At 71.3% G+C, this 25,976-nt stretch carries 23 protein-coding genes; 15 read left to right on the top strand and 8 right to left on the bottom strand.

Annotated elements, in window-relative coordinates; translation table 11 throughout:
* Nucleotides 1–11: 11 nt before the first annotated feature.
* From WMF19_RS29335 to WMF19_RS29325, 3 genes are all read right to left on the bottom strand, one after another.
* Nucleotides 12–3,956, bottom strand: coding sequence for a protein kinase domain-containing protein (locus WMF19_RS29335; protein WP_437893367.1), 3,945 nt, complete (start codon nt 3,954–3,956; stop codon nt 12–14).
* Between the two features lie 209 nt (nt 3,957–4,165).
* On the bottom strand, nt 4,166–4,852 hold the full coding sequence (locus tag WMF19_RS29330) for a GNAT family N-acetyltransferase (protein WP_437893366.1): 687 nt from the start codon (nt 4,850–4,852) through the stop codon (nt 4,166–4,168).
* Between the two features lie 110 nt (nt 4,853–4,962).
* Entirely contained in the window at nt 4,963–5,499 is a 537-nt protein-coding gene (locus WMF19_RS29325; protein ID WP_437893365.1) for a GNAT family N-acetyltransferase, read from the bottom strand.
* A 251-nt stretch (nt 5,500–5,750) separates the two neighbouring features.
* On the opposite strand from WMF19_RS29325, the gene WMF19_RS29320 reads away from it, so the two are divergent.
* Together WMF19_RS29320 and WMF19_RS29315 are read left to right on the top strand one after the other, a co-directional pair.
* Complete coding sequence (locus WMF19_RS29320) at nt 5,751–6,191, top strand: hypothetical protein (RefSeq protein ID WP_437791058.1); 441 nt, start codon at nt 5,751–5,753, stop codon at nt 6,189–6,191.
* A gap of 55 nt (nt 6,192–6,246) precedes the next feature.
* Nucleotides 6,247–6,858 (top strand): antibiotic biosynthesis monooxygenase family protein, encoded by a 612-nt coding sequence (locus tag WMF19_RS29315; RefSeq protein WP_437893364.1) that lies wholly within the window; start codon nt 6,247–6,249, stop codon nt 6,856–6,858.
* A gap of 69 nt (nt 6,859–6,927) precedes the next feature.
* On the opposite strand, the gene WMF19_RS29310 is transcribed toward WMF19_RS29315, so the two are convergent.
* On the bottom strand, nt 6,928–7,788 hold the full coding sequence (locus WMF19_RS29310; RefSeq protein WP_437893363.1) for a PAS domain-containing protein: 861 nt from the start codon (nt 7,786–7,788) through the stop codon (nt 6,928–6,930).
* A 557-nt stretch (nt 7,789–8,345) separates the two neighbouring features.
* Here WMF19_RS29310 and WMF19_RS29305 point away from each other — a divergent pair.
* From WMF19_RS29305 to WMF19_RS29255, 11 genes are all read left to right on the top strand, one after another.
* Entirely contained in the window at nt 8,346–9,587 is a 1,242-nt protein-coding gene (locus tag WMF19_RS29305; RefSeq protein WP_437893362.1) for an enolase C-terminal domain-like protein, read from the top strand.
* The gene (locus WMF19_RS29300) at nt 9,584–10,702 is read left to right on the top strand and encodes a hypothetical protein (RefSeq protein WP_437893361.1); all 1,119 of its coding nucleotides are present in this window, start codon (nt 9,584–9,586) and stop codon (nt 10,700–10,702) included. Before WMF19_RS29305 ends, WMF19_RS29300 begins: the two co-directional genes overlap by 4 nt.
* On the top strand, nt 10,699–11,472 hold the full coding sequence (locus tag WMF19_RS29295; RefSeq protein WP_437893360.1) for an SDR family NAD(P)-dependent oxidoreductase: 774 nt from the start codon (nt 10,699–10,701) through the stop codon (nt 11,470–11,472). Before WMF19_RS29300 ends, WMF19_RS29295 begins: the two co-directional genes overlap by 4 nt.
* A complete protein-coding gene (locus WMF19_RS29290) occupies nt 11,469–13,133 on the top strand; it encodes an MFS transporter (protein WP_437893359.1) in 1,665 nt (554 codons plus the stop codon). Before WMF19_RS29295 ends, WMF19_RS29290 begins: the two co-directional genes overlap by 4 nt.
* 109 nt (nt 13,134–13,242) lie before the next feature.
* Nucleotides 13,243–14,340, top strand: a complete 1,098-nt coding sequence (locus tag WMF19_RS29285) for a PfkB family carbohydrate kinase (RefSeq protein ID WP_437893358.1) — start codon at nt 13,243–13,245, stop codon at nt 14,338–14,340.
* Nucleotides 14,337–14,978, top strand: coding sequence for a bifunctional 4-hydroxy-2-oxoglutarate aldolase/2-dehydro-3-deoxy-phosphogluconate aldolase (locus WMF19_RS29280; RefSeq protein WP_272094071.1), 642 nt, complete (start codon nt 14,337–14,339; stop codon nt 14,976–14,978). Before WMF19_RS29285 ends, WMF19_RS29280 begins: the two co-directional genes overlap by 4 nt.
* Nucleotides 14,979–15,151: 173 nt before the next feature.
* The gene (locus WMF19_RS29275) at nt 15,152–16,612 is read left to right on the top strand and encodes a hypothetical protein (RefSeq protein WP_437893357.1); all 1,461 of its coding nucleotides are present in this window, start codon (nt 15,152–15,154) and stop codon (nt 16,610–16,612) included.
* A 44-nt stretch (nt 16,613–16,656) separates the two neighbouring features.
* Complete coding sequence (gene coaA / locus WMF19_RS29270; RefSeq protein WP_437791046.1) at nt 16,657–17,583, top strand: type I pantothenate kinase; 927 nt, start codon at nt 16,657–16,659, stop codon at nt 17,581–17,583.
* Between the two features lie 21 nt (nt 17,584–17,604).
* Nucleotides 17,605–18,462 carry a hypothetical protein gene (locus WMF19_RS29265; RefSeq protein ID WP_437893356.1) on the top strand — a complete coding sequence of 286 codons (858 nt, stop codon included), beginning with the start codon at nt 17,605–17,607 and terminating at the stop codon, nt 18,460–18,462.
* Nucleotides 18,463–18,677: 215 nt separating this feature from the next.
* A complete protein-coding gene (locus tag WMF19_RS29260; RefSeq protein WP_437893355.1) occupies nt 18,678–19,127 on the top strand; it encodes a hypothetical protein in 450 nt (149 codons plus the stop codon).
* Between the two features lie 45 nt (nt 19,128–19,172).
* Nucleotides 19,173–19,766 (top strand): hypothetical protein, encoded by a 594-nt coding sequence (locus WMF19_RS29255; RefSeq protein WP_437893354.1) that lies wholly within the window; start codon nt 19,173–19,175, stop codon nt 19,764–19,766.
* Nucleotides 19,767–19,829: 63 nt separating this feature from the next.
* Here WMF19_RS29255 and WMF19_RS29250 read toward each other — a convergent pair whose 3' ends face one another.
* The 3 genes from WMF19_RS29250 to WMF19_RS29240 are packed head-to-tail and all read right to left on the bottom strand — an operon-like array spanning nt 19,830 to nt 22,579.
* Nucleotides 19,830–20,912 (bottom strand): AraC family transcriptional regulator, encoded by a 1,083-nt coding sequence (locus tag WMF19_RS29250; protein ID WP_437893353.1) that lies wholly within the window; start codon nt 20,910–20,912, stop codon nt 19,830–19,832.
* A 12-nt stretch (nt 20,913–20,924) separates the two neighbouring features.
* Nucleotides 20,925–22,187 carry an RNA polymerase sigma factor gene (locus tag WMF19_RS29245; protein ID WP_437893352.1) on the bottom strand — a complete coding sequence of 421 codons (1,263 nt, stop codon included), beginning with the start codon at nt 22,185–22,187 and terminating at the stop codon, nt 20,925–20,927.
* Complete coding sequence (locus WMF19_RS29240; protein ID WP_437893351.1) at nt 22,187–22,579, bottom strand: YciI family protein; 393 nt, start codon at nt 22,577–22,579, stop codon at nt 22,187–22,189. The genes WMF19_RS29245 and WMF19_RS29240 overlap by 1 nt, the downstream gene beginning before the upstream one ends.
* 509 nt (nt 22,580–23,088) lie before the next feature.
* On the opposite strand from WMF19_RS29240, the gene WMF19_RS29235 reads away from it, so the two are divergent.
* Complete coding sequence (locus WMF19_RS29235; protein ID WP_272094062.1) at nt 23,089–24,021, top strand: DUF2935 domain-containing protein; 933 nt, start codon at nt 23,089–23,091, stop codon at nt 24,019–24,021.
* Nucleotides 24,022–24,179: 158 nt separating this feature from the next.
* Nucleotides 24,180–24,545: a DUF4180 domain-containing protein gene (locus tag WMF19_RS29230; RefSeq protein WP_437893350.1), complete on the top strand. Its 366-nt coding sequence runs from the start codon at nt 24,180–24,182 to the stop codon at nt 24,543–24,545.
* A 91-nt stretch (nt 24,546–24,636) separates the two neighbouring features.
* Here WMF19_RS29230 and WMF19_RS29225 read toward each other — a convergent pair whose 3' ends face one another.
* The gene (locus WMF19_RS29225) at nt 24,637–25,827 is read right to left on the bottom strand and encodes an endo-1,4-beta-xylanase (protein ID WP_437893349.1); all 1,191 of its coding nucleotides are present in this window, start codon (nt 25,825–25,827) and stop codon (nt 24,637–24,639) included.
* Between the last annotated feature and the right edge of the window lie 149 nt (nt 25,828–25,976).

Below are 25,976 nucleotides of genomic sequence, written 5' to 3'. Positions count from 1 at the left end.
GCGCGCCCACCTCATGCGGGCGCGCGCGTGGCCGGCGAGGGGACCTCGCCGAGCCACGCGCGGGCGAGCGCGAGCGTGCGGGCGTTGGCGGAGACGTTCTCCAGGAAGCCTTTCCTGAACGCGGGGTCGCCGATCCGGTCGGCGCGCGCGAGCAGATCGTCGCGCGCCGCGCGGAGGATCTCGCGGGCCTCCTCGACGTCGCCCTTCGCGCGGAGCGCCTGGGCGTAGAGCGCCGGGAGCGCCTCCTGACGAGGCGTGAAGACCGCGCCCGCGCGCCGCTCCGCCGCGAGCGCCTCGCGGGCGAGCGCGGCCGCTTCCTCCGCGCGCCCCTGCCGGAGCCGGATCTCGGCCATCAAGGACAGGTGCGTCGCCTGGAGCGGGGGCATCAGCGCGGACGGGTCCCCCACCGCGCGGAGCTCTTCCTCCGCCTCGACCAGCTCGCCAAGGAGGCAGCGCGCCTCGACGCGGAGCAGGCGCGTCGCCGCGCTGCGCCGCCTGGCGATGGGCGTCGTGGCTTCCCGCTGGAGCGCGGCGCCGGTTTGCTCGAGCGCCTCCGTGAGATTTCGCCGCTCGAGGAGCGTGACGATCCGCAACGTCAGCGCGCGGCTCGAGACGAAGCCGGGCGCGCCCTCGGCGGTGAGCACGCGATCGAGGTGCTGCTCGGCGGCGTCGAAGGCGCCGAGCCACACGCAGTCCATGGCCGCGAGCACCGACGCCACGAGCCCGTAGAGCTGATGGCCGAGCGACTCGAAGTGCCGCACCACGGCGAGGTGCGCGTCGAGCGCCCCCCACGGGTCGCGCGCCGCCTGGCACAGCCAGGCGCCCCGCGCGACCTGGGCGCAGACCTCGGCGCGCGGATCGCTCGCGAGCTCCTTGGCGACGTCGCTCTCGAGTCGGCTCAGGTACCGCTCGGCCAGCGCGGGCATCCCTTCCCACAGCAGGCAGAGGACGATCCGGCAAGCGAGCTCCGCCCCCTGGAGATCGGCGGGGAGATCCGCTGGATCGAGCCGCGGGAGCAGCGCGTCGAGCGCCCCTCGGTCGTCGAAGCTCACGATGTAGCTCAGGGCGCCGATCAGGGCGCGCCGGTAGGTGTGGCTGCCGGGAGCGGAGGCCTCGAGCGCCCGGAGCGCGGCCCTGTAGGCCTCGTCGTGGGCGTCGCTCCAGAGGAGGCCGTCCATCTGGCGGACGTGGAGGGCGGCCAGCGTCTCCCCCGTGGCCCCGCAGTCGAGCCCCTTCTGGACGCGCGTGAGCATCGCGGGCACGTCGGCGCCGCGCAGGGCCAGCTCGGCCGCGCGCAGGTACTGCTCCGCGGCGCGCGCCGGGTCGTCGCCCCGCGCGAAGTGCTCGGCCAGCACCATCGGATCCTGCTCGCCGGCCTCGAGCAGCCACTCGCCGGCGAGCCGGTGGCCGAGCGCCCGGTCGCGATCCGTCAGCATCGCGTAGGCCCCCTCCCGCAAGAGCGGGTGGCAGAAGGCGATCTCCTCCTCGCCCGCGAACCGGGAGCTCGGCCGGCGCTCGATGATCTCGCGCTCGACCAGCTCGGCCCACGCGTCGCGCTCGCTCGTCCCCGACGTCCCGGCGCCGAGCAGCGCGCGCACGCCGCCCACCCAGGCGACCTCCCCGAAGACGCTCGCCGCCCGCAGCTGCCGCCGCGCCTCGGGCCCGAGCGCCGCGAGGCGCGCCTCCGCCATGCCCAGCACCGTCTCCGGCAGCGCGCCGCCGCGCCCTTCCGCCAGGGCCCGGATGAGCTCCTCGAGATAGAAGGCGTTGCCCCCGGCCCGCTGGACGAGCGCGGAGATCTCCCCGGGCGCGAGCTGCCCGCCCGCGCCGCCGAGCGCGCTCCGCACGAGCTGCTCGGCCGCGCGGGCGGGCAGCTCGCGCAACCGGAGCTCCGAGAGGCCCCGCTCGGCCCAGAGCCTCGGGAACACCGCGTGAACCTCGGGCCGGGCGAAGGCGAGCACCGCGTACGGCCGGTCGCCGAGCTCCCGCAGCGCCCGGTCGAAGATTCCCATCGAGGGCGCGTCTCCCCAGTGGAGATCCTCGAGCACGACGAGCACGGGGCGCGCGCCCGTCACGGCCCGCGCGTAGTCGAGGTACGCTCGCTGGATCCCCTCGGCCATCAGCGCCGGGTTGTGCCGAGCGGCCCGCAGCGCCGGCAGATCCTCGTCGGGGAGGGGGGCGACGCCGAGCAGCTCGCCAAGGAACCCGGCCACCCGTAGCCCTTCCTCGCCCGAGAACAGCGGCGCGAGGGCCTGCGCGAGCTTCCGTCGCCGCACGTCCACGGCCTCGCCCGCGGCGATCCCGAGCGCGCCCCGCAGCGATCCGGCGAGCATCGCGAACGCGGCGCCCGTGCCGATGGAGTCGCCGCGGACGACGCTCAGGCTCACGTCGGGGTGGCGCTGGCGCAGCACCTCGACGGCCTCGTGGCGCAGGCGCGATTTGCCCATGCCCGCCGCGGCGGTCACCAGCGCCACCGCGGCGCGCCGCTCGGCGAAGCTCTCGTCGACGAGGTCGAGCAGGTGGCGCAGCTCCCGCTCGCGTCCGACGTGGGGGCTCGGCTTGCCCAGGAGCTTGCGCGGCCCCTCGCCGATCTCGCGCTCCGCCCTGAGCCAGGAGATCCCGCCGCGCTCCACGACCTCGAAGCGCACGTCGAGCAGGGCGCGCGTCACAGCGTCGATCTGGACGCCCTCGCGCCGGCTCTCCGCGCGGCCGGGCGCGGCGGCCTCGTCGAGCAGGGCGGCCGCCCTGTCCAGCACCTCGCTGAGCGGCGATCGACCCGCCGGCTCGCCCCACCCCGTCACCAGCACGACCGCCGCGCTGGGGAGCTGCGCGCAGATCTGCAGCGCGCAGCGCGCCACGAGCGCCGCCTGGTCGGTCGCGCTGCCCGCGCTCACCACGAGCGTCACCACCATCCCGTCGCCGAGCTCCTCCACCTGCGCGCTCAGCGGCGTGGCCGCGCGGCGCACCACGGCGAGCGCGTTCGGCGGCGACGCGTGCAGATCCAGCGACTCTGTCGACTCGAAGAACGAGGCTTGCGCCGGCCGGACCGCAACGATCGAGACAAGGCGCTTCTCGCCCGTGGTGATGACCGCGCTGGGAAGGGGAGCCGAGGACACCTTGCTCGTCTTCCAGGCGCCGAGCGTGTCCAGGGTGCGCGCCACGGCCGCGCCGTCCTCGGGCCGCGCCGAGGGATCCTTGGCCAGCATCTGCGCGACGAGCTCGTCGAGCGCGTGGGGCACCTCGGGCCGCAGCTCCCTCGTCCTCGGCGGCTCCTCCAGGAGCAGCTTCCACACGAGCGCCATCGGGTGTTGCTTGCGGAACGCCGGCTTCCCGGTCAGGCACTCGTACAGCACGCAGCCGAGCGAGAAGATGTCCGCGCGCGCGTCCAGGGTGTCGCGCTCGCCCCGCGCCTGCTCCGGCGCCATGTAGCCCAGCGTGCCCAGCACCGCCTCCGTCCGCGTCAGCCGCTTCGAGGCGTCCGCCAGCTGCGCGATGCCGAAGTCGAGGAGCTTGACCCGATCGAGCGCGCCTTCGACCAAGAAGAGGTTGCTGGGCTTGATGTCGCGGTGCACGATCCCGCGCGCGTGCGCCGCGCCGAGCGCGTCTGCCACCGTCCTCACGAGGGCGATGGACTCGTCGATGCGCAGCTCCTGCCGCGCCAGCCGATCCGAGAGGCTCTCGCCGGAGAGCCACTCCATCGCGAGGTACAGCTCCCCCGTCGGCGCCATGCCGTGCGTCGCGTAGCGCACGATGTGGGGGTGCTCCAGCCGGGAGAGCGTCTCTGCCTCGCGGAGAAAGCGCGCCTGCGCGCGCGCGTCCGCCGCCTTGCGCAGCAGCTTGACGGCGACCACCGTCCCGCTCGAGCGATCGAGGGCCCGGTAAACGGTGCCCATGCCGCCGGATCCGGCGATCTCCGCCAGCTCGAAGCGGCCGTCCAGCAGCCTGCCAGGCAGCATGCGCGTGAAGGATGCACCTTCACTGGAGCGCGAGGCAAGGCGGACGGACGGCGCGACCGTGCCGTGGCGCCCGCGCGATGTGCGAAGGCGAGCTCGGCCGGCGCGGACGCGCATCGTCCGATTCCGAGCTCCGCGAGGACCCTGGCCCGATCACGCTCCCTCGTTCACGCCGCAACCCGCCTGTCGGGAGGCTGAGCCGCCTCGATGCGTCATGATTCCGGGTCGGCGCCCGATCCGCGCCGGAGCTGCTCCAGCAAGAGCGGCATCGCGCCGGTGCCGGCCGCGAGGAGGCGCTCGTCGAGCGTGGCCAGGCCGCAGCGGTACTCATAGACCCTGAGGTGCGCCTCGTTGTGAAAATACCTGAGGTTCAGGCTGGCGCCCGTGGCGGCGTCGATATCCATCGCGACGATGCGGAACCCTGCTTTCAGCTTGGCGATGAGCACCGCGTTGTTGCCGGGGGCGTGCTCGCTGACCACGTAGTCGAAGCCGAGCTCTCGCGTGTACGCGAGGACCCGGCGGACGAACTCCCGGTACACGCCGCGCCGGCGGTAGTCGGGGTGAACGGCCGAGTGCCACATGCGGTAGGTCTCCGCGTCCTTCTGGTGGCCCGAGAACATGGCCACGATCGCCTCGCCGTCGCGCGCCGCCCAGAAGTCTGCGAGGCGGTGGGCTCCCTCCGACGCCGTGAGGCGGGCGCGGGCGCGCTCCCCCTCCTCGCCGGAAAGCGTCCGGAGATTGAAGAAGACCTCGGGCGGGAAATGGCGGAGCAGCTCGGCTTTGTGCAGCGCCCAGTAGGCGTCGCCGTCGGCGAGGCGCTCGAGCGGGTAGAGGCCTGCGAGCGGCTCGCCGAAGTGCTTCTGTCGAATCGGAACGACCCAGTCCCACGCGGTGCTCATGGATCGAGCCCTATCATGGCGGCTCGATCCGCCCCAAGAAGGCTGTCCGCGGACCCGCTCGATCCGTTCAACGGGCCGATCGCGGCGTGGACCGAGTTGGACAGGAATCGTTACGAAGCGCTGTCACCGCGATGGAGGTCGAGCCGCATGGCGCAGCGCTGCGCCGGGTCGAGGCCCAGGCGCGCCTCGTTCCCGAGGATCTCCGTGAGCCGCGGGGGCGTCTCGGCCGGCGACAGCTCGCGGAAGCCCATGGAGGCGTAGAACGGCCCGTTCCAGGGCACGGTCCGGAAGGTGGTCAGGGTCAGCGCCTCCAGCCTCGCGGCCCGCGCCCACGCGATGACGTGGGCGAGCAGGCGTCGCCCCAGCCCTTGCCCCTGGCGGTCGAGGACGACGTCGAGCTCGCGGATGTGGAGCTCCTCGCCGGCCGCCTCGGCGCCCAGGAACGCGACAGGCGTGCCGGTGCCGTCGTCCATCACCCAGAGCGTCCCGGCCCGGAGCGCGCCGCGCCAGCCCTCCGCCGGCGTCGCGTTCGCCAGGGCCTCGACGTCGAGGTCCGTCCCCCGGAATGCGCGGCTCGCCGAGCGCTCGATCTCGGGTAGGTGAGGCAGGTCGGACTCGACGGCAGGTCGAATGAACGTCGATGTCATCGGGGCTGTGCAGGCTAGGCAGCCACGGGCCCACCCGCAACATCGGGGTGCGACGGCGCTCCGGGGGAGGGCGACCCTTGGGGGGGTCGTCGATGCCGCACGCCGCACGCCGCGGCTCCTCGGGGGCCGCCGCGGACGAAAGAGCGGCGTCGATTGAACGTTCCGGGACCGTCCGGGAACTGAGGTCCATCCGATCACGCAGCGGCGCCCCCACGGAGGGAGGCCCGACGCGTGATCGCAAGGAGCCACAGATGACGCTCGTCTCCTCGGCCCGCGCCGCGCGGAGCTCCGCGCCGCGATCCGCCCGGCGCCGGCTCGTGAAGCCGCTCCTCGGCCTCGCGGTCTTCGCGGCGCTCTTCGTCGTGCTCGCGTGGCGACTCGACAGGCCCTCTGTGGCCGCCGGGCCGCTCGACGCGGCGGCCGGCAACCCGCTCGGCCAGCTCTCCCGCGCCGCTGCCGACCGCGCGCCCATCGCCGGCCTCGTCGAGGAGCGGCTCCCGGCCGGCCCGTACACCTATGTCGCCGTGCGCAGCGGCGAGAGCCTCACATGGGCTGTCACCGTCGGCGACGCGCCGCCTCCCGGCACCCCGGTGCAGGTGCGGAGCATGGGTCGCAAGGCGAACTTCCACTCACGCCGCCTCGCGCGGACGTTCCCGGAGCTCGTCTTCGGGATCGTCTCGCGCGCTGACTGAGCCCCGACAACGGACACAGCCTCCGGCAACGGACAGAGCAGAGAGGACCATGACCATGACGACACGTGGATTCGACAAGATGCCGAGCGCGACGATCGATCGCTCCTCGGGCGCGCTCGCCGCCGCCGTCATCGCGGCGCTCGGCGCGATCCTGTCCGGGTGCAGCTCCGATTCCGACGGGAAGACGGCCGACGCTCCCCTCGCCGAGTGCACGGGGGGCGTGCTCGAAGCCGATCTGGAGGCAGACACGCTGAGCGGGCCCGGCGTCGATCCGGAGACGGGGAAGCTCCGGCCGCCTCCGGAGGGGTCGTCGTACACGGTCAGCGCGACGTACGGGGTTCCACGGCGGGGCGAGGCCGTGATGGAGCGATACGGGCAGATCTTCGGGGCGATCCAGGCGGACCTCGCGTCGCAGCCCGGCCTCCTGGCCCTCCAGCTGGGCCTGTCGCCGTCCTGCGGCTCCGGGCGCACGCTGGCCGTGTGGGCCTCGACCGACGCGATGTACGAGTTCGTCATGGGCCAGGCCCACCTCGCGGCGATCGACGCCGCGGACGACCTGCTCGAGCCCACCTATGTGGTCACCCACTGGGAGACGGCCGAGACCGATGGCATCACGATCGCCGACTCGGTCCGTCGCATCCGGGCGCTCGACGCTCGTGCGCCATGAGCCGACGCGGCGGCGGCCGCGCCCTGCGCGCGCCGGCATCGCCTGCGCCGGCGGGGCGAGCCCCCGGGCTCAGCGGGCGGCCGCGCGCTGCCCGCTGAGGCGGCTCATCGCGTAGGCGAGCCCGCTCTGGAGCGTGCCTTGCGTGGTGATCCGGCCGAAGTCGATGCCCAGGCCGACCAGCGTCCTGGCGATCTCCGGGCCGATGCCCACCATCACGCTCCGGCAGCCGAGAAGCTCTGCCGCCTGCACGGCGCGCACCAGGTGGCGCGCCACGGCGGAGTCGATCACCGGCACGCCGGTGATGTCGAGGATCACGAACTCCGCGCGCCGCTGCCCGATGGCCGCGAGCAGGCTCTCCAGCGCCTGGGACGCGCGCCGATCGCTCATCTCGCCGACCAGCGGGATGAGCAGGATCCCCTCCCAGACCTGGATGACCGGCATGGCCACGCGATCGAGCAGCTCCGCCTGCATCTGGATGATCGCGCGCTGCTCCCGGTTCTCGGCCGCGATCCGCTCGGCCTCCATGTGCCGCTGCTTCAGGTCGGTGATGTCCGTGATGAGCCCGCAGAGGCCGACCACCTCCCCTTGCTCGTTCTTCATGGGGAACTTGCGGGTCCAGATCGTGCGCGCCACCCCGTCCGAGCCCGTGGCGCTCTCCTCGTTCTCGCTCGGCTCACCCGAGTTGAAGACGACATCGTCGTAGCTCCAGAAGACCTCGGCCTGCTCCTTCGGCCAGTAGTCCGGGTCGCTGCGACCGATCAGATCCTCGTAGCGCTGCCCGATCAACCTGCAGAAGCCCGGGTTACAGGCGATCCAGCGATGTTGCCGATCTTTGACGAAGATGGGATCCGGGATGGTGTCGATCACGAGCTGGAGCAGCCCGAAGGTCTTCCAGTCCGAGACGTCGATGCAGCGGAGCGTGAACGCCATTCAGCCAAGCCCATCTCCCCCGACCCCGACCAGCCCCTCTTTATCAGCCATCGTGGATGGCCATGCAAGGGCAGAAATGCGGCGGATCACGGCGGAGACCCGCAGACGTGTTGGCGCGCGCCACCGAACGTCCATCGCGCGCGCGTGTGCCTCGCCTTGCTAACTGACGCTACATCACGACGCAGGGGGCAGCTGGACAGCGAGCGGCGGTGAACGCCCCGCCCGGCGCGGCTCCGGCGTGACGGTGCCGCGCCGCAGCGACCTCGGCCGCCCCCCGGAGCCCCCTCTCGCGGCGTCGTCGGCGCGGCGATGGCCTCCGTCCAGATTCGACCGCGAGGTGTGATCACTCTGTCGCGGTCCGGGAATTCATCCGGGCCGTTCGGCAAGTCTACTTCCAAACGAGGCCGCTACGTATATAACTTGCCACATCGCCGATCGGTTCCCTGCGCTCTGCAGACGATCGAGCGATGGCCCGCCGAGGCAGGTGTTCCTGCCCGTCGGGATGCCTCTTGTCGAGGCACGTCGGACCGCTGGGGGCTCCAGGAATCCCGTCCTGCATGAAAATCGTCGATATCCGCGCCACCACCGTCACCGTGCCGCTGGAGGCGCCTCTGCGCCACGCCAACGGCTGTCACTGGGGCCGCTTCGTGCGCACGATCGTCGAGATCGAGGCGGACAACGGGCTGATCGGGCTCGGCGAGATGGGCGGCGGCGGCGAGTCGGCCGAGGCCGTGTTCCGCGCGATGAAGGGCTACCTGGTCGGCCACGACCCCGCCCGCCTCGAGGAGATGCGGTTCAAGATCGCGAACCCGACGGCCTCTCTTTACAACAACCGCACCCAGGTCCTCGCTGCGCTGGAGTTCGCGTGCCTCGACCTGCTCGGACAGGCCTTCGGCGTGCCGGTCCACGATCTCCTCGGCGGCAAGCTGCAGGACGAGGTGCCGTTCGCGTCCTACCTCTTCTTCCGCTACCCGAACGCCGACGGATCAGGCGAGGTGCGGACGCCGGAGCAGCTCGTCGATCAGGCGAAGGAGCTGAAGAAGAACCACGGGTTCACCTCGCACAAGCTCAAGGGCGGCGTGTTCCACCCCGACTACGAGCTCGAGTGTTACCGCGCGGTCGCCGACGCCGTGGGCCGGGATCGCGTCCGCTTCGATCCGAACGCGGTCTGGTCGACGGAGCAGGGCATCCGCTTCGGGCAGGCGATCGAGGACCTCAACAACGACTACCTCGAGGACCCCGTCTTCGGCCTCCACGCGATGCGGCGCACCCGCGAGAAGGTGCGGATGCCGCTCGCGACCAACACCGTGGTCGTGGGCTTCGAGCAGCTCGCCGCGAACGTCCTCGACACGGCGGTGGACGTCATCCTGCTCGACACGACGTTCTGGGGCGGCATCCGGCCGTGCGTGAAGGCGGCGGGGATCTGCGAGACGTTCGGCCTCGGCGTCGCCGTCCACTCCTCGGGCGAGCTCGGCGTGCAGCTCGCGACGATGCTGCACCTCGGCGCCGTCATCCCGAACCTCTCGTTCGCCGCCGACGCGCACTATCACCACCTGCGCGACGACGTGATCCAGGGAGGCCCGCTCCCGTACCGGAATGGCCGCATCCGCGTCCCCGCCGGCCCCGGCCTCGGCGTCCGCCTCGATCGCGAGAAGCTCGCTCACTACGCCGAGGAGTACCGCCGGCTGGGCTCCTATCCCTACGACAAGGACCCGCTGCGGCCGGCCTGGTGCGCGACCGTGCCGAACGACCGCTGGGCCGATCCGAAGGACGACCGAATCCCCGAGGTGCCGAGATGACCCTCGCCGAGCGCGTGGCCACGGCCGTCGACGCCGCGCCCATCATCGATCTTCACACCCACCTCTTCGCGCCCCAGTTCCCCGCGCTGAACCTCTGGGGCGTCGACGAGCTCCTCACGTACCATTACCTCGTCGCCGAGACGCTGCGCGCCGAGCCGAAGGTCACGCCCGAGGCGTTCTTCGCGCTCGACAAGAAGGCGCAGGCCGATCTCGTGTGGGCGTCGCTCTTCGTCCGCCGATCGCCGCTGTCCGAGGCCACCGCGGGCGTCGCGACGGTGCTCGCCGCGTTCGGGCTCGACCCCGCCGCGCCGGATCTGCGCGAGGCCCGCGCCTTCTTCGCCGCGCGCCGGGTCGAGGATCACGTGGAGGACGTGCTGCGGCTCTCGGGCGTGAGCGCGCTCGCGATGACGAACGATCCGACCGACCCGGCGGAGCGCGCGATCTGGGAGTCGGGCGCCACGCCCGATCCGCGGTTTTACACGGCGCTGCGCCTCGATCGGCTCATCCACGCGAGCGATCTCGCGTCCGAGCTCGAGCGGTGGATCGCCCGCATGCGGCCGCGCTACCTGGCGATCTCGGTCAACGAGGTCTCGGCGCCGCCCCGGGCCGTGCTGGACGCGTGCCGCGAGCACGAGCTGCCGTTCGCCATGATGATCGGCGTCCGGCGCGCTGTGAACCCCCGCCTCGGCGTGGCCGGCGACGGCGTGAGCACGGTCGACCTGATCCCGCTCGAGCGGCTCGCCGCGGAGAACCCCGACGTGCGCTTCCTCGTCACGACGCTCGCGCGCGAGAACACGCACCCCCTCTGCGTCGTGGCGCGCAAGTTCGCCAATGTCCTGCCCTTCGGCTGCTGGTGGTTCATGAACAACCCGAGCCTCATCGAGGAGACGACGATGATGCGCCTGGAGATGCTCGGGCCGACCTTCGTGCCGCAGCACTCCGACGCGCGCGTCCTCGATCAGCTCATCTACAAGTGGCGCCACTCGCGGCGGTCGATCGCTTCAGCGCTGACCCGGCGCTACGGGGCGATGCCCGTCCCGCCGACCGACGCGCAGATCGAGCGCGACGCGCGGGCGCTCCTCGGCGGCATCGCGAAGGACTGGCTGGGAGCATGACGAACCGCTTCGACATCTCGGGCCGCACGGCCGTCGTGGTCGGTGGCACCTCCGGCATCGGGCGCGCGATCGCCCTCGGCCTCGCCGAGGCGGGCGCCCACACCGTCGCCACGGGCACCCGCGCGGACCGCGTGCAAACCGTCGCCGCCGAGATCCGCGAGCGGGGCGTCCGCTCGATCGAGGCGGCGTGCGACGTCAGCGATCGCGCGACGCTCGACGCCCTGCGCGACCGCGTGCTCGAGGCGTTCGGCGCCGTCGACATCCTCGTCAACTGCGCCGGTCGGACCTTCCGGAGGCCCACCGCCGATGTTGGAGAGGCCGAGTGGGCCAGCCTGCTCGACACCAACGTCACCGGGATGCTGCGCGCCTGCCAGGCCTTCCATGGCCCTTTGAAGGACAGCGGCCGGGGCCGCATCGTCAACATCGCCTCGCTGTCGAGCTTCGTCGCGTTCCACGAGGTCGCGGCCTATGGAGCGTCGAAGGCGGCGGTGCTGGCGCTCACCCGGAGCCTCGGCGCCGAGTGGGCGAAGCACGGTATCCGGACGAACGCGCTCGTGCCGGGCGTGTTCGTGACGGACCTCAACCGCGCCCTCCTCAACGGCACACCGCGCGGGCAGGAGCTGCTCGCTCGCACGCCCCTCGGCCGCTTCGGCGACACGCAGGAGCTGGTCGGCGCGGCCCTCTTCCTGTGCTCTGACGCGGTGAGCTTCATCACCGGCACGAGCATCACAGTCGACGGTGGATTCCTCGCCTCCGGGGTGAACCAATGACCGCAGCGTCTCCCGTGGCCCCGGCGACCGCCGGCGTCATGACCCGCACGCGCTGGACCATCTGCGCGCTCCTCTTCTTCGCGACGACGATCAACTACCTCGATCGGCAGCTGTTCTCCCTGCTGATCCCGTTCTTCGAGAACGAGCTGCGCCTCGGGCCGACGGACCTCGCGCTCATCAACGTGAGCTTCCTGCTCGCCTACGGCTTCGGCATGGTGTTCGTCGGGCGCTGGATCGACCGTGTCGGCCCGCACAAGGGGCTCAGCGCGACGTTCCTGCTCTGGAACATCGCCTCGGCCGGCCACGCCATCGTCGCCAGCTTCGCCGGCTTCGCCGGGATCCGCTTCCTGCTCGGGGTGGGCGAGGCCGGTAACTTCCCGGCCGCCGTCCGCACCGTGGCCGAGTGGTTCCCCAAGAAGGAGAGGGCGCTCGCGACCGGGCTGTTCAACTGCGGATCGAACGTGGGCGCCATCCTGGCCCCGCTCCTCGCCGTGCGCATCGCCGAGTCGTACGGCTGGCGGACCTGCTTCCTCCTCCTGGGCGGCGTAGGCGTCGTGTGGATCTTCTTCTGGGCGCGCCTCTACCGGCGGCCCGAGGAGCACCCGAAGGTATCGCCCGAGGAGCTCGCGCACATCCGCTCGGACGCGAAGGAGGCGACAGGGTCCCTCGGCGTCGGCGAGGTGTTCGGGATGCGGCCTGTCTATGCGGTCGCGGCGGCGAAGTTCTTCACCGACGCCCCGTGGTGGTTCTACCTCACCTGGCTGCCGAAGTTCCTTGTCAGCGAGTTCAACCTGAAGCCGACCTTCATGGCTTACGCGATCCCCGTCGTGTTCCTCGTGGCCGACGGCGGCGCGATCGGCGGCGGCTGGCTGTCGTCGAGGCTCATCGCGAGCGGCCGATCGGTCGGCACGGCGCGGAAGCTCGCGATGCTCGCGTGTGCGCTCTCCGCGGTGCCGGTGATGTCCGTCGGGCTGCTCGTCGATGTCCCGAGCGTCGCGGGCATCCCCACGATCTACGTCGCGGTCGCGATCCTGTCGCTCGCCGCGGCCGCGCACCAGGGCTGGAGCAGCAACCTCTACACGCTCGTCTCGGACGCCCTCCCGCGCCCCGCGATGGCCACGGTGGTCGGCGTGATGACCGCGTTCGGCGTCGTCGGCGGAGCGCTCTTCCAGATCTTCGTCGGCTGGGCGCTCACGGCCACGGGCTCGTACGTCCTGCCGTTCCTGCTCGCGGGGACGCTGTACCTCGTCGGCCTGCTCGCGCTGCACCTCATCCTGCCGCGCGTCGAGCCGGTCGCGCCGAAGCGGCGCGTGCCGAGCGTGGCAGTCGTCGCCGGCGGCCTGGCGATGCTCGCCAGCATCGCGGGGCTGCAGTTCGCCCTCAACCGCCCTGCGTACACCTCTCTCGACCAGTACCGCGCGGCGCGGCAGGCCCAGCTGAAAGCGACGGGCGCGCCGGTCGAGGGCCCCGCCGCCCACGTGGGCTGGATGGACGCGCGCTGGTACCTCTGGCCGACGGCCGCGGGGACCAAGGCGGAGCTCGTCAAGCTCGACCGGGACGGGCGGCCCATCGTCGAGGGGAAGGGCGCTGCCGCCAAGGGCTACACGGGCCCGTCCGCCGCGGAGGTCGAGTCGTCTCGCGCGCCAGGAGGCGATCGGTGATCACCGCCGTCGGCGCGCCTCATCGCATCTCCGCGATGGCGGCGGCCCCTTGAACCCTGCTTGTCCACCAGCTCTCCGGCCACGCGGCCCGCACCCCTGCAAGTGATCCATGTCCTTCACGCTCCGTGATCCTTCCGCCTGCCGCTGGGATCTCGTCTCCCTCGGCGAGGTCATGCTGCGCCTCGACCCCGGCGACGGGCGGATCTCCACCGCCCGCAGCTTCCACGCCTGGGAGGGAGGCGGCGAGTACAACGTCGCCCGCGGCCTGCGCCGCTGTTTCAAGCTCAGGTCGGCCATCGTGACCGCCCTCGCGGACAACCCCGTAGGCCGCCTGCTCGAGGATCTCATGCTGCAGGGCGGCGTGGATCTCACGCACGTCCGCTGGGCGACGCACGACGGCGTGGGGCGCCTCGTGCGCAACGGCCTGAACTTCACCGAGCGCGGCTTCGGCATCCGCGGGGCGGTCGGCCTCTCGGACCGCGGCCACACGGCCGCGTCTCAGCTGAAGCCCGGCGAGATCGACTGGGATGCGATCTTCGGCGCCCAGGGCGCGCGGTGGTTCCATACCGGCGGTATCTTCGCCGCGCTCTCCGAGACCACGCCTTTCGTGGCGAAGGAGGCGATGGAGGCGGCCAGGCGGCACGGCGTCGTCGTCTCCTACGATCTCAACTACCGTCCTTCGCTCTGGAAGTCGATCGGCGGTCAGGCCCGCGCGCAGGAGGTCAATCGAGCGCTCGCGCCGTACGTCGATGTGATGCTCGGCAACGAGGAGGATTTCACGGCTGCCCTGGGCTTCGAGGTCGAGGGCGTCGACGAGGGGCACGCCACCCTGCGCGTCGGCGCGTTCGAGAGCATGATCGAGCGCGTCATCGGGGTATTTCCGAACATCCAGGCGGTGGCGACGACCCTCCGTGTCGCGACCTCGGCGACGCGCAACGACTGGAGCGCGGTGCTGTACCAGGGCGGCCAGCTCTACAAGGCGCCGGAGCGCAAGGACCTGGAGATCTTCGATCGCGTGGGCGGCGGCGACTCGTTCGCCTCGGGGCTCATCTACGGCTTCCTGATGGGCAAGGGGCCGCAGTGGGCGGTCGATTGCGGCGCGGCGCACGGGGCGCTCGCGATGACGACGCCCGGCGACACGACGATGGCGACCCTCGACGAGGTGCTCAAGGCGATGAAGCTGGGCACGGCCCGGGTGGACCGATGAACAAGCGCTCTGTGCTCGAGTGGATCGCGCGCGGGCGCATCGTCCCTGTGGTGCGCGCCGGCTCGGCCGACGAGGCGCTGCAGGCGGTCGAGGCCCTCCTCGAGGGGGGGATCGACGTGCTCGAGATCACGATGACCGTGCCCGGCGCGGTGGAGGTCGTGCGCGAGGTCGCCGCGCGCCACGGCGAGCGGGCGCTGGTCGGCGCGGGGACGGTCCTCGATGCGCGCACCGCCGAGGCGTGCGTCGAGGCCGGGGCGCGCTTCGTCGTGAGCCCTGCGCTCGACGAGGCGACGGTGAGGGCGTGCGTCGCGATGAACGTCGTCCACGCCCCCGGCGCGCTCACGCCCACCGAGGTCGTGGCGGCGCACCGGGCGGGCGGAGACGTCGTGAAGGTGTTCCCCTGCGACGCCCTCGGCGGCGCCTCGTACCTCAAGGCGCTCAAGGCGCCTTTGCCCCATATCCCGCTCATGCCCACGGGCGGCGTGACGCTGCAGAACGTGGGCACCTTCTTCGCGGCGGGCGCGGTGGCGGTCGGCGTCGGCGGCAACCTCGTGGATCTCAAGCTCCTGCGCGACGGGCGGCGCGACGAGCTCGTCGCCCGCGCCCGTGCGTTCTGCGACGCGGGCCGCGCATCTTGAGGAAGCGCGCAGCAGGCGCGCCCGACGTTCACCCTATCGATTCCAGCGGCTCCCCGGGGGGAGACGGGCGTGGTGCGCGCGCTGCGCGGTGCGACGTAAAACGTAGTTAAAACCAATAGTTACGGCGTTTGTAGGGGATTCCCGGCGCCATGGATAACCCAGGGGCTTCGAACATGGATCAATCGAAGGTTGCGAACCTAGTCGGTGCGTCGATTTTCTTCGTGGCGGCGGTCGCGCACGCCCAGACTCCCCCGCCGGCGCCGGACGCGGCGGCTCCGCAGGCCGCTGCGCCGGCCCAGCCGGCGGACGCGCAGGCGCCGGCCACGCCGCCTGCGGGCGTGGCCGCTCCGGCGGCGCCGCCGGCCGAGGCCGTCAAGCCGGCCTCCAAGGATCCCGTTCCGGTGACCTCCAAGTGGAAGGCCACGATCTACGGGATGGCGGAGTTCGACATCATGCACGACTCCACCCAGAGCTTCGGGGAGTCGGTGGGGGCCACGGTGATCCAGCGCGAGGACACCTACGCCGGCTCGCACGGCCGCACGCACTTCACGGCGCGGAACTCCAGGTTCGGCGTCAAGGTGAGCGCGCCCGAGGTGTCCGGTATCAAGGCCACGGCCATGCTGGAGCTCGACTTCTTCGGCAATCAGCCGCCCACCGTCTCCGAGGCCTCGCTGGTGAGCAGCGGCACCTTCCGTCTGCGTCAGGCCAACATCAAGGTCGAGTCGGACTACGTCGATCTGTTGATTGGACAGGGCTATCACCTGTTCGGGTGGCAGCCGTACTTCTTCCCGGCCACGACGTCCTTCTTCCCGGTGATGAACCAGGTGTTCGGACGGATGCCGCAGCTGCGCGTCGGCCACAACTTCAAGGGGGACGCCGCCAACGTGGAGCTCGCCGCCGCCGTCCTCAAGCCGCCGCAGCGCGACTCCGAGGTGCCGGACATGCAGGCGGGGTTGAAGGTCGGCCTCAACGGCTGGAAGGGAATCCACACGCTCGGCGCCGGCGGGATGCTGCACGACCCGCTGACGCTCGGCGTCTCGGGCATCTTCCGCAAGTTCAGGGTCAACGAGCACGCCGCGGCCCCGGTCGAGTCGAGCTCGGCCAACGGCTACGGGATCTCCGTCGATGCGCTGCTCCCGATCATCCCGGCCAAGTCGCTTGAAGAGTCCGGCAACGCGTTGACGTTGACCGGCTCGTTCTTCACGGGCACGGGCATCTCGGACGTTGTCGGCGTCGCGAGCAACGTGCCGCACCCGGCGCTCCCGGAGGAGGGAGCGACCTATACGCCGAACATCGACAACGGCCTCGCTGTGTACGACGCGAACAACAAGCTGAAGACGATCGGCTGGACGGGGTTCATGGTCGGGCTCCAGTACTATCTGCCACCCTCGGGGCGCTTCTCCGTCTCCGGCAACTACACCCAGGGCTCGAACGACCGGGTGACGGAGGAGAACGGCTACGGCGCGCTCCGCACGGCCTTCCACAAGTCGCGCTACATCGACGGGAACCTGTTCGCCGACATCACGCCGGCGATCCGCGCGGGCCTCTCGTTCCAGTACTCGGAGCAGACGTTCGCGGACGACGTGACCGCGACCAACGAGCGTATCAAGCTGTCCCTCTACAGCTTCTTCTGAGCGACGACGGCGGGCGGGGAGCGTACTATCGCTCCCGACCGACCATGGATGCCGTCACGACCTACGAGGTCTTCTCCGCCGCGCAGTGGGCCGGCCTGCGCGCGGCCACGCCGCTCCCCCTCACCGAGGCCGACCTCGTTGTCCTCCGGAGCCTCAACGATCGGCTCTCGCTCGACGAGGTCGCGACGATCTACTTGCCGCTCTCCCGGCTGCTCAACCTGCACGTCGGCGCGGCGCAGCAGCTCCGCCGCGTGAAGGACACATTCCTCGGCCGCCCCGTCGGGCGGCGGCCTTTCGTGATCGGCATCGCGGGTTCGGTCGCGGTGGGCAAGAGCACGACCGCGCGCGTGCTGCAGGCGCTGCTCGCGCGGTGGCCCGACCACCCGCGGGTGGATCTGGTGACCACCGACGGCTTCCTGTACCCCAACGCGGTGCTCGCCTCGCGCGCCGGCCTGCACCGCAAGGGTTTTCCAGAGAGCTACGATCTGCGGCGGCTCGTGCAGTTCCTCGCCGACCTGGAGGCCGGCGTCGAGGCGATCGACGTGCCGGTGTACTCGCACGCCACCTACGACGTGGTCGTCGGCAAGGCGCAGACCGTGAGGCAGCCCGACATCGTGATCCTCGAGGGGCTGAACGTCCTGCAGGGCCCCGACCGCACCGCGGCGATCGCCGTCAGCGACTTCTTCGACCTCGGGATCTACGTCCACGCGGACGAGGCCGACCTCGAACGATGGTACATCGAACGCTTCCTCGCGCTGCGGGCCACGGCGTTTCGCGACCCGACCTCCTATTTCCACCGCTATGCCGCGATGGACGACGACGAGGCGCGCGCGTTCGCGTTGCAGATCTGGCGCACGATCAACGGCCCCAACCTCACCGAGAACATCCTGCCGACGCGCGCGCGCGCCGACGTCGTGCTCGAGAAGGGGCCTGACCACGCGGTGCGCGCCGTGCAGCTCCGCCGGCTCTGATCCAAGAGGAGGATTGTCGCCATGGATTGGAAAGAGAGTTGTCGCTCCCGCCTCCGCCAGCACCTCGATGCGCACGGTGACATCGCTCCGCCGTGGGAGCGCTTCCCCGACTACGAGCGCTACACGATCGGCTGGCGAATGGGCTCCGGCGAAGACTGGTTGGGGATGTGGGGCGTCTTTCTCGAGCAGCTCGCGCCAAACCGCGAAACACGCATCGCCTACCTGCGGCGCCACCCTCCCGCGCCGATCACCTGGGCAGAGGCCGTTCACAAGGTGTTGCACCCGACGGATGACCGGGCAGCTGACGAGGACGGCGACGAGGAGGACGGCGGCGACGAGGAGGACCCTATCGCGGCGGCCTCGCGTCGCTCGGCGCTCCTGGAGCAGGGGCTCATCGCGAGCGACGTCTCCTTCACCATATGGCTCGGTCAGCAGGACGGCGTGCGTTGGCCCTGGGAATCGTACGAGACGCCCGAGGAGGCGGCCCGTTACAACACCCGCGAACTCTGGTTCTGGTCGCGCCAGGTCGCCGAGCTCCGGAGAGGCGACGGATGGACGCCTCCCGCCGTGCCGGAGGGGTGGCGAGCGTGCGCGACGGCGCTCGCGAGCGGCAACGCAGATCCGATCGAGCCTCGCAACGGGCTCCTTTCGCTGGCTCGGCTGCTCTGCGCCGGATACGTCAAGGCGCCTTGGCAGCTCGGCCTGGAGCCCGCCGACTTCGCCGATTCTTTCGAGGACGACATGGGTTATGTCGACGCGTTCCGCTTGTGGGGAATGTCTGCCATCGATGACGCCCACCAGCTGGGTCGTTACCTCGAGGCCACCCGCGTCCCGCCGGGCTGGGAGGCCTGGATAGCGGAACATTTCTCCGTGGATTGAGCGGCGGCCCCGGTCTGACCCACTCGCCCTGGGTCAGCTGACGCAAGCTGGGTCAGGTCGCCACACCGGCCGACGCAACCGGGGTCAGGTCGCCTCCTGGGCCGGGGGGGCGCCCAACCTGGGTCGGGTCGGCGGACTGCGGCGTGGCCGAGCGGGCCAACAACTTGGCCGTACGGGCAAAGGCCGGCTCCAGCCGCGGCGCGTAGCTTCCCGGCATGCTGCTCGCCGCTCACCGCACCTCGCGCTTCCCTCGGACCCGCGCCCTCGTGGCCGCTGCCCTGCTGGTCGGGCTCGTGGCCGCCGGCAGCTGGCTCGGCTTCCACGCCGCCGCGCATCCTGGGACGCACGCTGACCCGAACGCCGCGGGCGACGCGCCGCCCGGCAGCCCGCTCGGCGATCTATCGAGATCCCTCGGCGACCTCGCGCCCGTTGTCGGCGTCGTCGAGGAGCGGCTCGCAGCGGGGAGTTATACCTACCTCGCCGTGCGGCCGGACGGCGGCAGCCCGATGTGGGCCGTGACCCTCGGCAGCGGACAGCCGGTGGGCGCGCGCGTCTCGGTCAGGCGCTTCGGCCGGCGCACGGAGTTCACGTCTCGCCGCCTGCAGCGGACCTTCCCCGTGCTCGTCTTCGGCGTGGTCTCGCCCGTGCGCGTCGACGAGCGCTGATTTGCACCCGACAACATCACTCACTTACCTGTCATGAGGTCCATCATGTCTCGAATCGATTTTTCCCTCTCTCGCGTCGCGTTTGTCCCGTTCCTCGTCGCGGTCGCAGCCCTCGTCCCGGCGTGCGGCGCGGACGACCAGCAGGGGACAACGGGCAACACGGGCGGCGGCTCGGGCACGCAGACCGCCGCATCCGAGTTCACGTGCACAGATGACGACCTGCAGGGCGCGCCGTTCGGCGGGCCCGGGTTCGCGGACGGCGCGCTCACGGGCGCCGCGCAGGACTCCTATGTCGTCTCGTCGACCCTGCTCTGGATGAAGCCCGACGAGGCGGCCCAGCGGAGGTTCGGCGAGCTGATGGGGCCCATCCTCGCCCAGCTGCCCGCGCAGGAAGGGCTGATCGGCTTCACGCTCGGAACGTCGGCGAAGTGCGGCTATGCGCGGACCATCACGGTGTGGAAGGACGAAGAGGCGATGGGGAAGTTCGTGATGTCGGACGCCCACCTCTCGGCGATGAGCGCGGCGAGCGCGGTCAGCGTCCACGGCGTCGTGACCCAGTGGACCGTCGGCGCGGGTGATCTCCCGCTGTCGTGGGAAGCGGCGAGAGAGAAGGTCGCCGCCGCCGAGATATCGTACTGAGGCCGGGCGCGCTCGACGGCCGCGGCCCGAGGCCCCGCGCCAGGCGGGCCATCGCCCCGGCGGTCAGCCGTCGTCCGCCGCGCGGTCCACGCCCGCTGCGGCGCGGCGCCCCCGGCCGCCGCGCGCGTCCTCACGGAACCGGCCGGGCGTCCTCCCGGACCAGCGCTTGAAGGCCCGCGCGAAGGCCGTCACCTCCGAGAACCCCAGCACAAAGGCGATCTCCGACATCGATGTGTCGCTCTCGCGGAGCAGCTCCTCGGCGGTCTGACGGCGCACCTCGCCGACGAGCTGCCGCAACGTCGTCCCCTCGTCCTCGAGGTGCCGCCGCAGCGTGCGCTCGCTCGTCCCGAGCCGCCGCGCGACGGCGGTCGCCGACGGCTCGCCCGAGGCGAGGAGGTGCGCGATGACGTCACGCACCCGATCGGACATGGGCGACGCGTCTACGACGCGACGGCGGCGGAGCTCCTCCGCGTGCTGGTGGAAGAACGCGCTCAGGGCCGGGTTCGCGTCGCGAGGCACGAGGTCCAGCAACGACGGTGGGAAGGCAAAGCCATCGCGGGGCGCGTCGAACTCGACAGGGCAGCGGAAGAAGTCCCGGTGCGCGGCGAGATCGCGCGGCGCGGCGTGGCGGAAGCAGACCCGGAGCGGCGAGAACTCGACGCCGGCGCACTGGCGGAAGCAACGGATGTACACAGCCAGGCTGCACTCTGTCGCGACGCGCGCGCCCAGCGTGAAGCGGGGCGAGCGGTGCATCTCCGCGAACGGAGCGTCCCGGTCCGTCGTGGTATCGGTCACCCAGCGCGGTGTGTCCTGCAGCAGCACCATGTAGCGGTCGACACGGTCGAGCGCCTCACGGGCGCTCGCGCTCGTCATGACCGCGAAGCCCATGACGTGCATCTCCTCCATGCGCGTCCGCGCGGCGAGGCGGATGGGCGCCCCGGGATCGTCGAGCGCGCGTACCAGGTGCGCCCACAGGGCGTCGAACGACGTCACCGGTATGCGGCTATCCGCGTCGGTCAGCGACTCGGCGGAGACGCCGGCGACCTCCAGAAGATCGCCGTGGCGGAGGCCGCGAGAGGCGGCATACGAGATCACCCGGCCGACGATGGCCATGGACACCGTGGGCCGCGACGGGGAAGACGGCATGGACGAGCGAGTCTATCTCATCGCGTCGCTCAGCCGGGCCGCCTGCGTCGCCAGGTAGTTCTGCTCCGGGACGCTCGTCGTGCGGCTCGCCGCGCGCCTGTAGTGCGCGATCGCCGCCTCGCGATCGCCGGCCCGCTCCAGGAGGTGCGCGCGGGCGGCGTCGAGGCGGTGATGACCCGAGAGGCGCGCGTCGGCGTCGAGCTCCTTCAGCAGATCGAGCCCCGCCTGAGGGCCGTGCACCATCGCGGTCGCGATCGCGTGGCTGAGCGCCACCATGGGATTGTCGGACATCCGCATCAGCACGCCGTACAGCGCCAGGATCTGCGGCCAGTCCGTGTCCTCGGCCCGCGCCGCCTCGTCGTGCACCGCCGCGATCGCGGCTTGCACCTGGTACGCGCCGATCGAGCCCCTGGAAAGCGCCGCCGTGACGAGCGCGACGCCTTCGGCGATCGCGCGCTGATCCCACAGGCCTCGATCCTGCTCCGCGAGCGGGATCAGCTCGCCCAGAGGCCCGGTCCGCGCCGCGCGCCGCGCGTCGGTCAGGAGCATGAGCGCGAGGAGGCCCGCGACCTCGCCGTCGTCCGGGAGGAGCGCGTGCACGGCGCGCGTCAGGCGGATCGCCTCGCCCGACAGATCGTCGCGGTGCAGCGCGGGGCCGGAGCTCGAGGTGTAACCCTCGTTGAAGATCAGGTAGAGCACGTGCAGGACGGCGCCGAGGCGCTCCGCGCGCGCCTCGGGCGTCGGCCGCTCGAACGGCACGCCGGACGCCTTGATCGTCTGCTTGGCCCGGCTGATCCGCTGCGCCATGGTCGCCTCCGGGACGAGGAACGCCCTTGCGATCTCGGCGGTCGTCAGGCCGCCGACGGCGCGCAGGGTCAGCGCGATCGCGGACGGCGTGGACAGCGCCGGGTGGCAGCACATGAACAGCAAGGTGAGGGTGTCGTCCTCGAGCGGCGCCTCGTCGCTGTCGGCGGCGAGGGCGATCTGCAGCTCGGGCGGCACGAGGCTGACCACGATCGCCTCGCGGCGGCGGCGCGCCGCCTCGCTCCGGGCGTGATCGGCGATGCGCCGCGACGCCACGTGGATCAGCCAGGCGCGCGGCTCGTCGGGCACGCCCTCGCGCGGCCACTGCGTGGCCGCCGCGATCAGCGCCTCCTGGACCGCGTCCTCCGCGGCGCCGAAATCTCGGAATCGCCGCATGACGGCGCCGAGCACCTGCGGCGCGAGATCGCGCAGCAGGCGCTCGGCCGTGGGGCCCTGGGACGGAGAGGCCACTAGAGATCGACGGGCGGCGCGCTCATCACCTCTCGCACCTCGATTCCCATGTTGAGCGGCGCGCCGCCGGGGCCGGGCGCGGCGGACGCCTGCGCGGCGATCGCGTACGCGCGCTCGGGGCTCTCGACGTCCACGATCCAGTACCCGGCGAGGAACTCCTTGGTCTCCGGGAACACCCCGTCGGTGATCGGCGCGCCGTCCTTGCCTGCGCGCACGAGCTTGGCCTGGTCGGGCCCCGCCAGGCCCTCGGCCGCCACGAGCTCGCCCGACTCGCTGAGCTTCCTGTGGAAGCTCTTCATGAACGCGATGTGCGCCTGGAAGTCCTTCTGCTGCCAGTTGGCGACCTGGTACGGCCCCCCGCTCGGGGTGTTCATCATCAGGATGTACTTCATGATCGGCTCCTTTTCTTCGCTGCCGCCCCGGGATCGGGCGCGCCTTCGTGGGGATGTCGGAGCCGAGGGCGGTTCCTCGACATCCCGGGCGACGATAGCGAAGAAATCTGGAAGCCGACACAAAGGACGGCCGTGTGTGGATGTGGGTGCGTTGAACGCGCCAGCGGGGGTGTGCAGGTCTGTCGTCGCGAGCGTCTGTCCTCCACGGCGTGATGTGCTCCACGGTCGCAGGTGGTCGGTAGAGGAGGGGTCATGTGCTCTGTCTTCGCAGGGCGCCGACCGCGAGGCGGCCCATCACGGGCGGATTCCGCGGGTGACGTCCGGCGCGCCCCCACGTGACCTCTCCGCTGATGAAGCGCTCGGGCGTGGTGATTCCGCGCGTCACCGGCCGTCGTGATCGGTGAGGCGCGCGCCGGCTGACCGCCCTGCGAGTCGACTCCTTGGCTCGGGCGCGGGACATGCACCTCACGCTCCGATTCTCACGGATGCATCAACCTGGAGGAGCGTCGATGGAGAAGCGTGTTCCGCAAGGGAAACTTGGACGCCGGCGATTCGCCGGCGGCGCGATGGCCACCGCGGGTGCCTCGCTGCTCGCCACACCGAGCCTCGCGCTCCCCGACAAGAGCTACGCGGTCTGCGAGTCGATCGCGCCTCTCGCCCTCCCGGAAGGGGTCGCCTATACGCCCGGCATCTCCGTCGACCGGCGCTCGAGGAAGCCGGTCTTCCTGCCCGCCCCGGGCGCCGGCTATGCAGCGCACGCCGTCTCGGAGGTCCTCTTCTGGACGGACCAGATGATGGAACATGCGTTCTTCATCGCGCTGCTCATGCCCGGCGACCACCTCCGCGGGCCCCGGGACGAGGCGCGGCAGTACCAGAACCTCTTCGCCAGGCACTTCCTCGCGGCGCGCGACCGGGGCTATGGTGATTACGGGATCTCCTCGCTCCTCGCCTCGATGCGGCCGAGCGTCCAGCGGTTCATCGAGTACAAGCGCCGCATGCAGCGCGCGCAGGAGAGCGGCTCGCTCCGGAGCCTCGTCTGGCCGCTCTTCTTCGACCACATCGCGCGGGAGGCCGAGCGCTTCGTCGCCCGGCTCGATCGGCTCGCGTACGGCAACACCGCGCTCGAGAGCGACGAAATCGGGGCGTTCTGGACGACGATCATGGCGGAGCACCTCGAGTTCATCGCGCACCTGCTCGACCCGCAGGAGCGCGCGCTCATCGACCAGGCGACGGCGCGCGCCGGGCAGCTGTACCAGGCGCACGAGTTCCGGGTCGAGAGCGGGCAGCTCGCGACGATGGCCGACGAGGTCATCGACTTCAAGACGGCAGCGGAACAGGGCATCGAGACGGGGCAGATCAAGAGCATCATCGAGCCGACGCTCGCCGATCACGTGCTCCGCGAGGCGGTGAGGTTCTCCGACGAGGTCAGGCGCGCCCAGTGACGCCCGGGGCGCCGCGCGGCGGGGGCGAGCACGGCCCTCGTCCGGGCCGCCGCGCGCTGCCGCCTGTACAGCGGCCGCTCGGTGGGATTACCCTGGTCGCGGGCCGAGCGGAGCTCTCCGCCGAGCCCGCGGCGCAGAGGCGGTGTCGGAGGGGTGCCATGGATCTGGCGGTGGTAAACGAGGGCGGTGTGCAGTTCGTCGAGGGGTCGCCGGACCACGGGCTCATGGCGAGCGTCCGCGACGTCGACCGCGTGATCGAGGCCTGTTTTTCGGGCGGCGTGCGGTGTGCGCTCCTCCACCCGGCGAACCTGACGGCGGCCTTCTTCGACCTCAGCTCAGGGGAGGCAGGGGAGATCCTGCAGAAGCTGAGAAACTACTGGATCCGGCTCGCGGTGGTGTGCCCTCCGGGGGCCGTTGATTTCAGCAGCCGGTTCGGGGAGATGGTGGCCGAGGAGCGCCGCGGCCAGCATTTCGGCGTGTTCGAGGCGCGTCACGCCGCGATCGCGTGGCTCGGCCAGACGTAGCCCTGGCAGTCTGGCAGACAGCGCCTCTTGCGCCATCGCCGCCTCCGGCGCAGCCAGACATCGATCTCGAGCGCTCACCACGCAGGCGGGATCACTGGCCGCGACCGAGGAAGTCCATGAGCCAGGCCATGGCCGGCCGCATCGTGCCGTCCGGGTGCATGAGGCCCGTGCTGTCCCGCCAGGTGGAGCCGACGATGTAACCGTACAAGGTGATGCCTTTGACGGCGCTGTGGTTGTAGAGCATCGTGAATTGCTCCTCCATCACCCTGCGTTGCTCGTCGTCGTCCGCGATGTCCATGTCGAGCTCGGTGATGTACACGGGCAGGCCCATGGCGGCGAACCTGTCGAGGAAGCCCTTCACGGTGCCTGTGTCCTTCTTGTACACGTCGTGGGCCTCCGCGCCGACGGCGTCGATCGGGGCGCCCGCCTCCAGCGCCGCGCTCAGCATCGCGACGAAGCGGTCGTGGTCGCTCTGGTACTCGATGATGTTGTAGTCGTTGAGGATCAGGGTCGCGTCCGGGCAGAACTCGCGAGCCCACTTGAAGGAGTTGACGATCCAGTCGACTCCGCTCTCGCCGTCGCCGCCGATGGCGTTCTTGAAGGAAGGCGTGGTGTGGGGCGGCGGCTCGTTCACGACGACGATGTACTTCGTCTCGGGGTATCGCTGACAGAACGCCTGCATCCAGTCCATCACGGCCTGCCGCTGCTCCTCCGCGGAGAGGCGCCCGAGCCAGCCCTGGCTCGTGGCTCCCCACACGAAGGCTTGCTGCATGAAGGGGATGTCGTTGTCCTGCGCGTACTTGTAGATCGCGTCGAGCCTGCTCCAGTCTCGCTCGCCGCGGGACGGCTCGACGGCGCCCCACTTGCCCTCGACCTCGGGCGTGATCTGGTCCCAGTACCGGACGAAGCCGTCGCGCACGGCGCGGTCCGTCGTGATGTTGCCGACGAACTCGACGGTGCTCGTGCTGCTCGAGCCGCCCGACCCGTCGCTGGAGCCGCCGACCCCGGAGCTGGTGGTTCCAGGACCTCCGGAGCCGCCGTCACCCGAGCCGCCCGCGCTCGACGAGCCGCCCGCACCAGAGCCAGCAGCGCTCGTGCTGCCCGTGCCAGCTCCGCCGACGCCCGTCGTGCCGGCGTTGCCGCCATGGCCGCCCGCGCTCGACGAGCCGCCCGGCGCATCGTCGCCCCGGTCCACCCGGCCAGAGCAGCCGGAGAGGGCCACGATTCCGAGCGCGACGCTGGCTGTGCCGTACAACCATCGAGAAGAACGGTTCTTGTTCATGCCGACCGGAAGATCCCCCCCCGAATTTTCGGGAAAATTCACAGGGAGACGGGGAGAAAAATCCAACCGATCCCCCGTCTCCCTGTTCAATTCCTCTCGCAAGCTGAACGACTGGGGCCGGCGATAGCCATCGAGCCGCCGCCGTTCAC

The sequence above is a fragment of the Sorangium sp. So ce124 genome, assembly GCF_051525235.1.
Taxonomy (GTDB): Bacteria; Myxococcota_A; Polyangia; order Polyangiales; family Polyangiaceae; genus Sorangium; species Sorangium atrum.
This window is presented reverse-complemented; position numbering and strand designations above follow the sequence as displayed.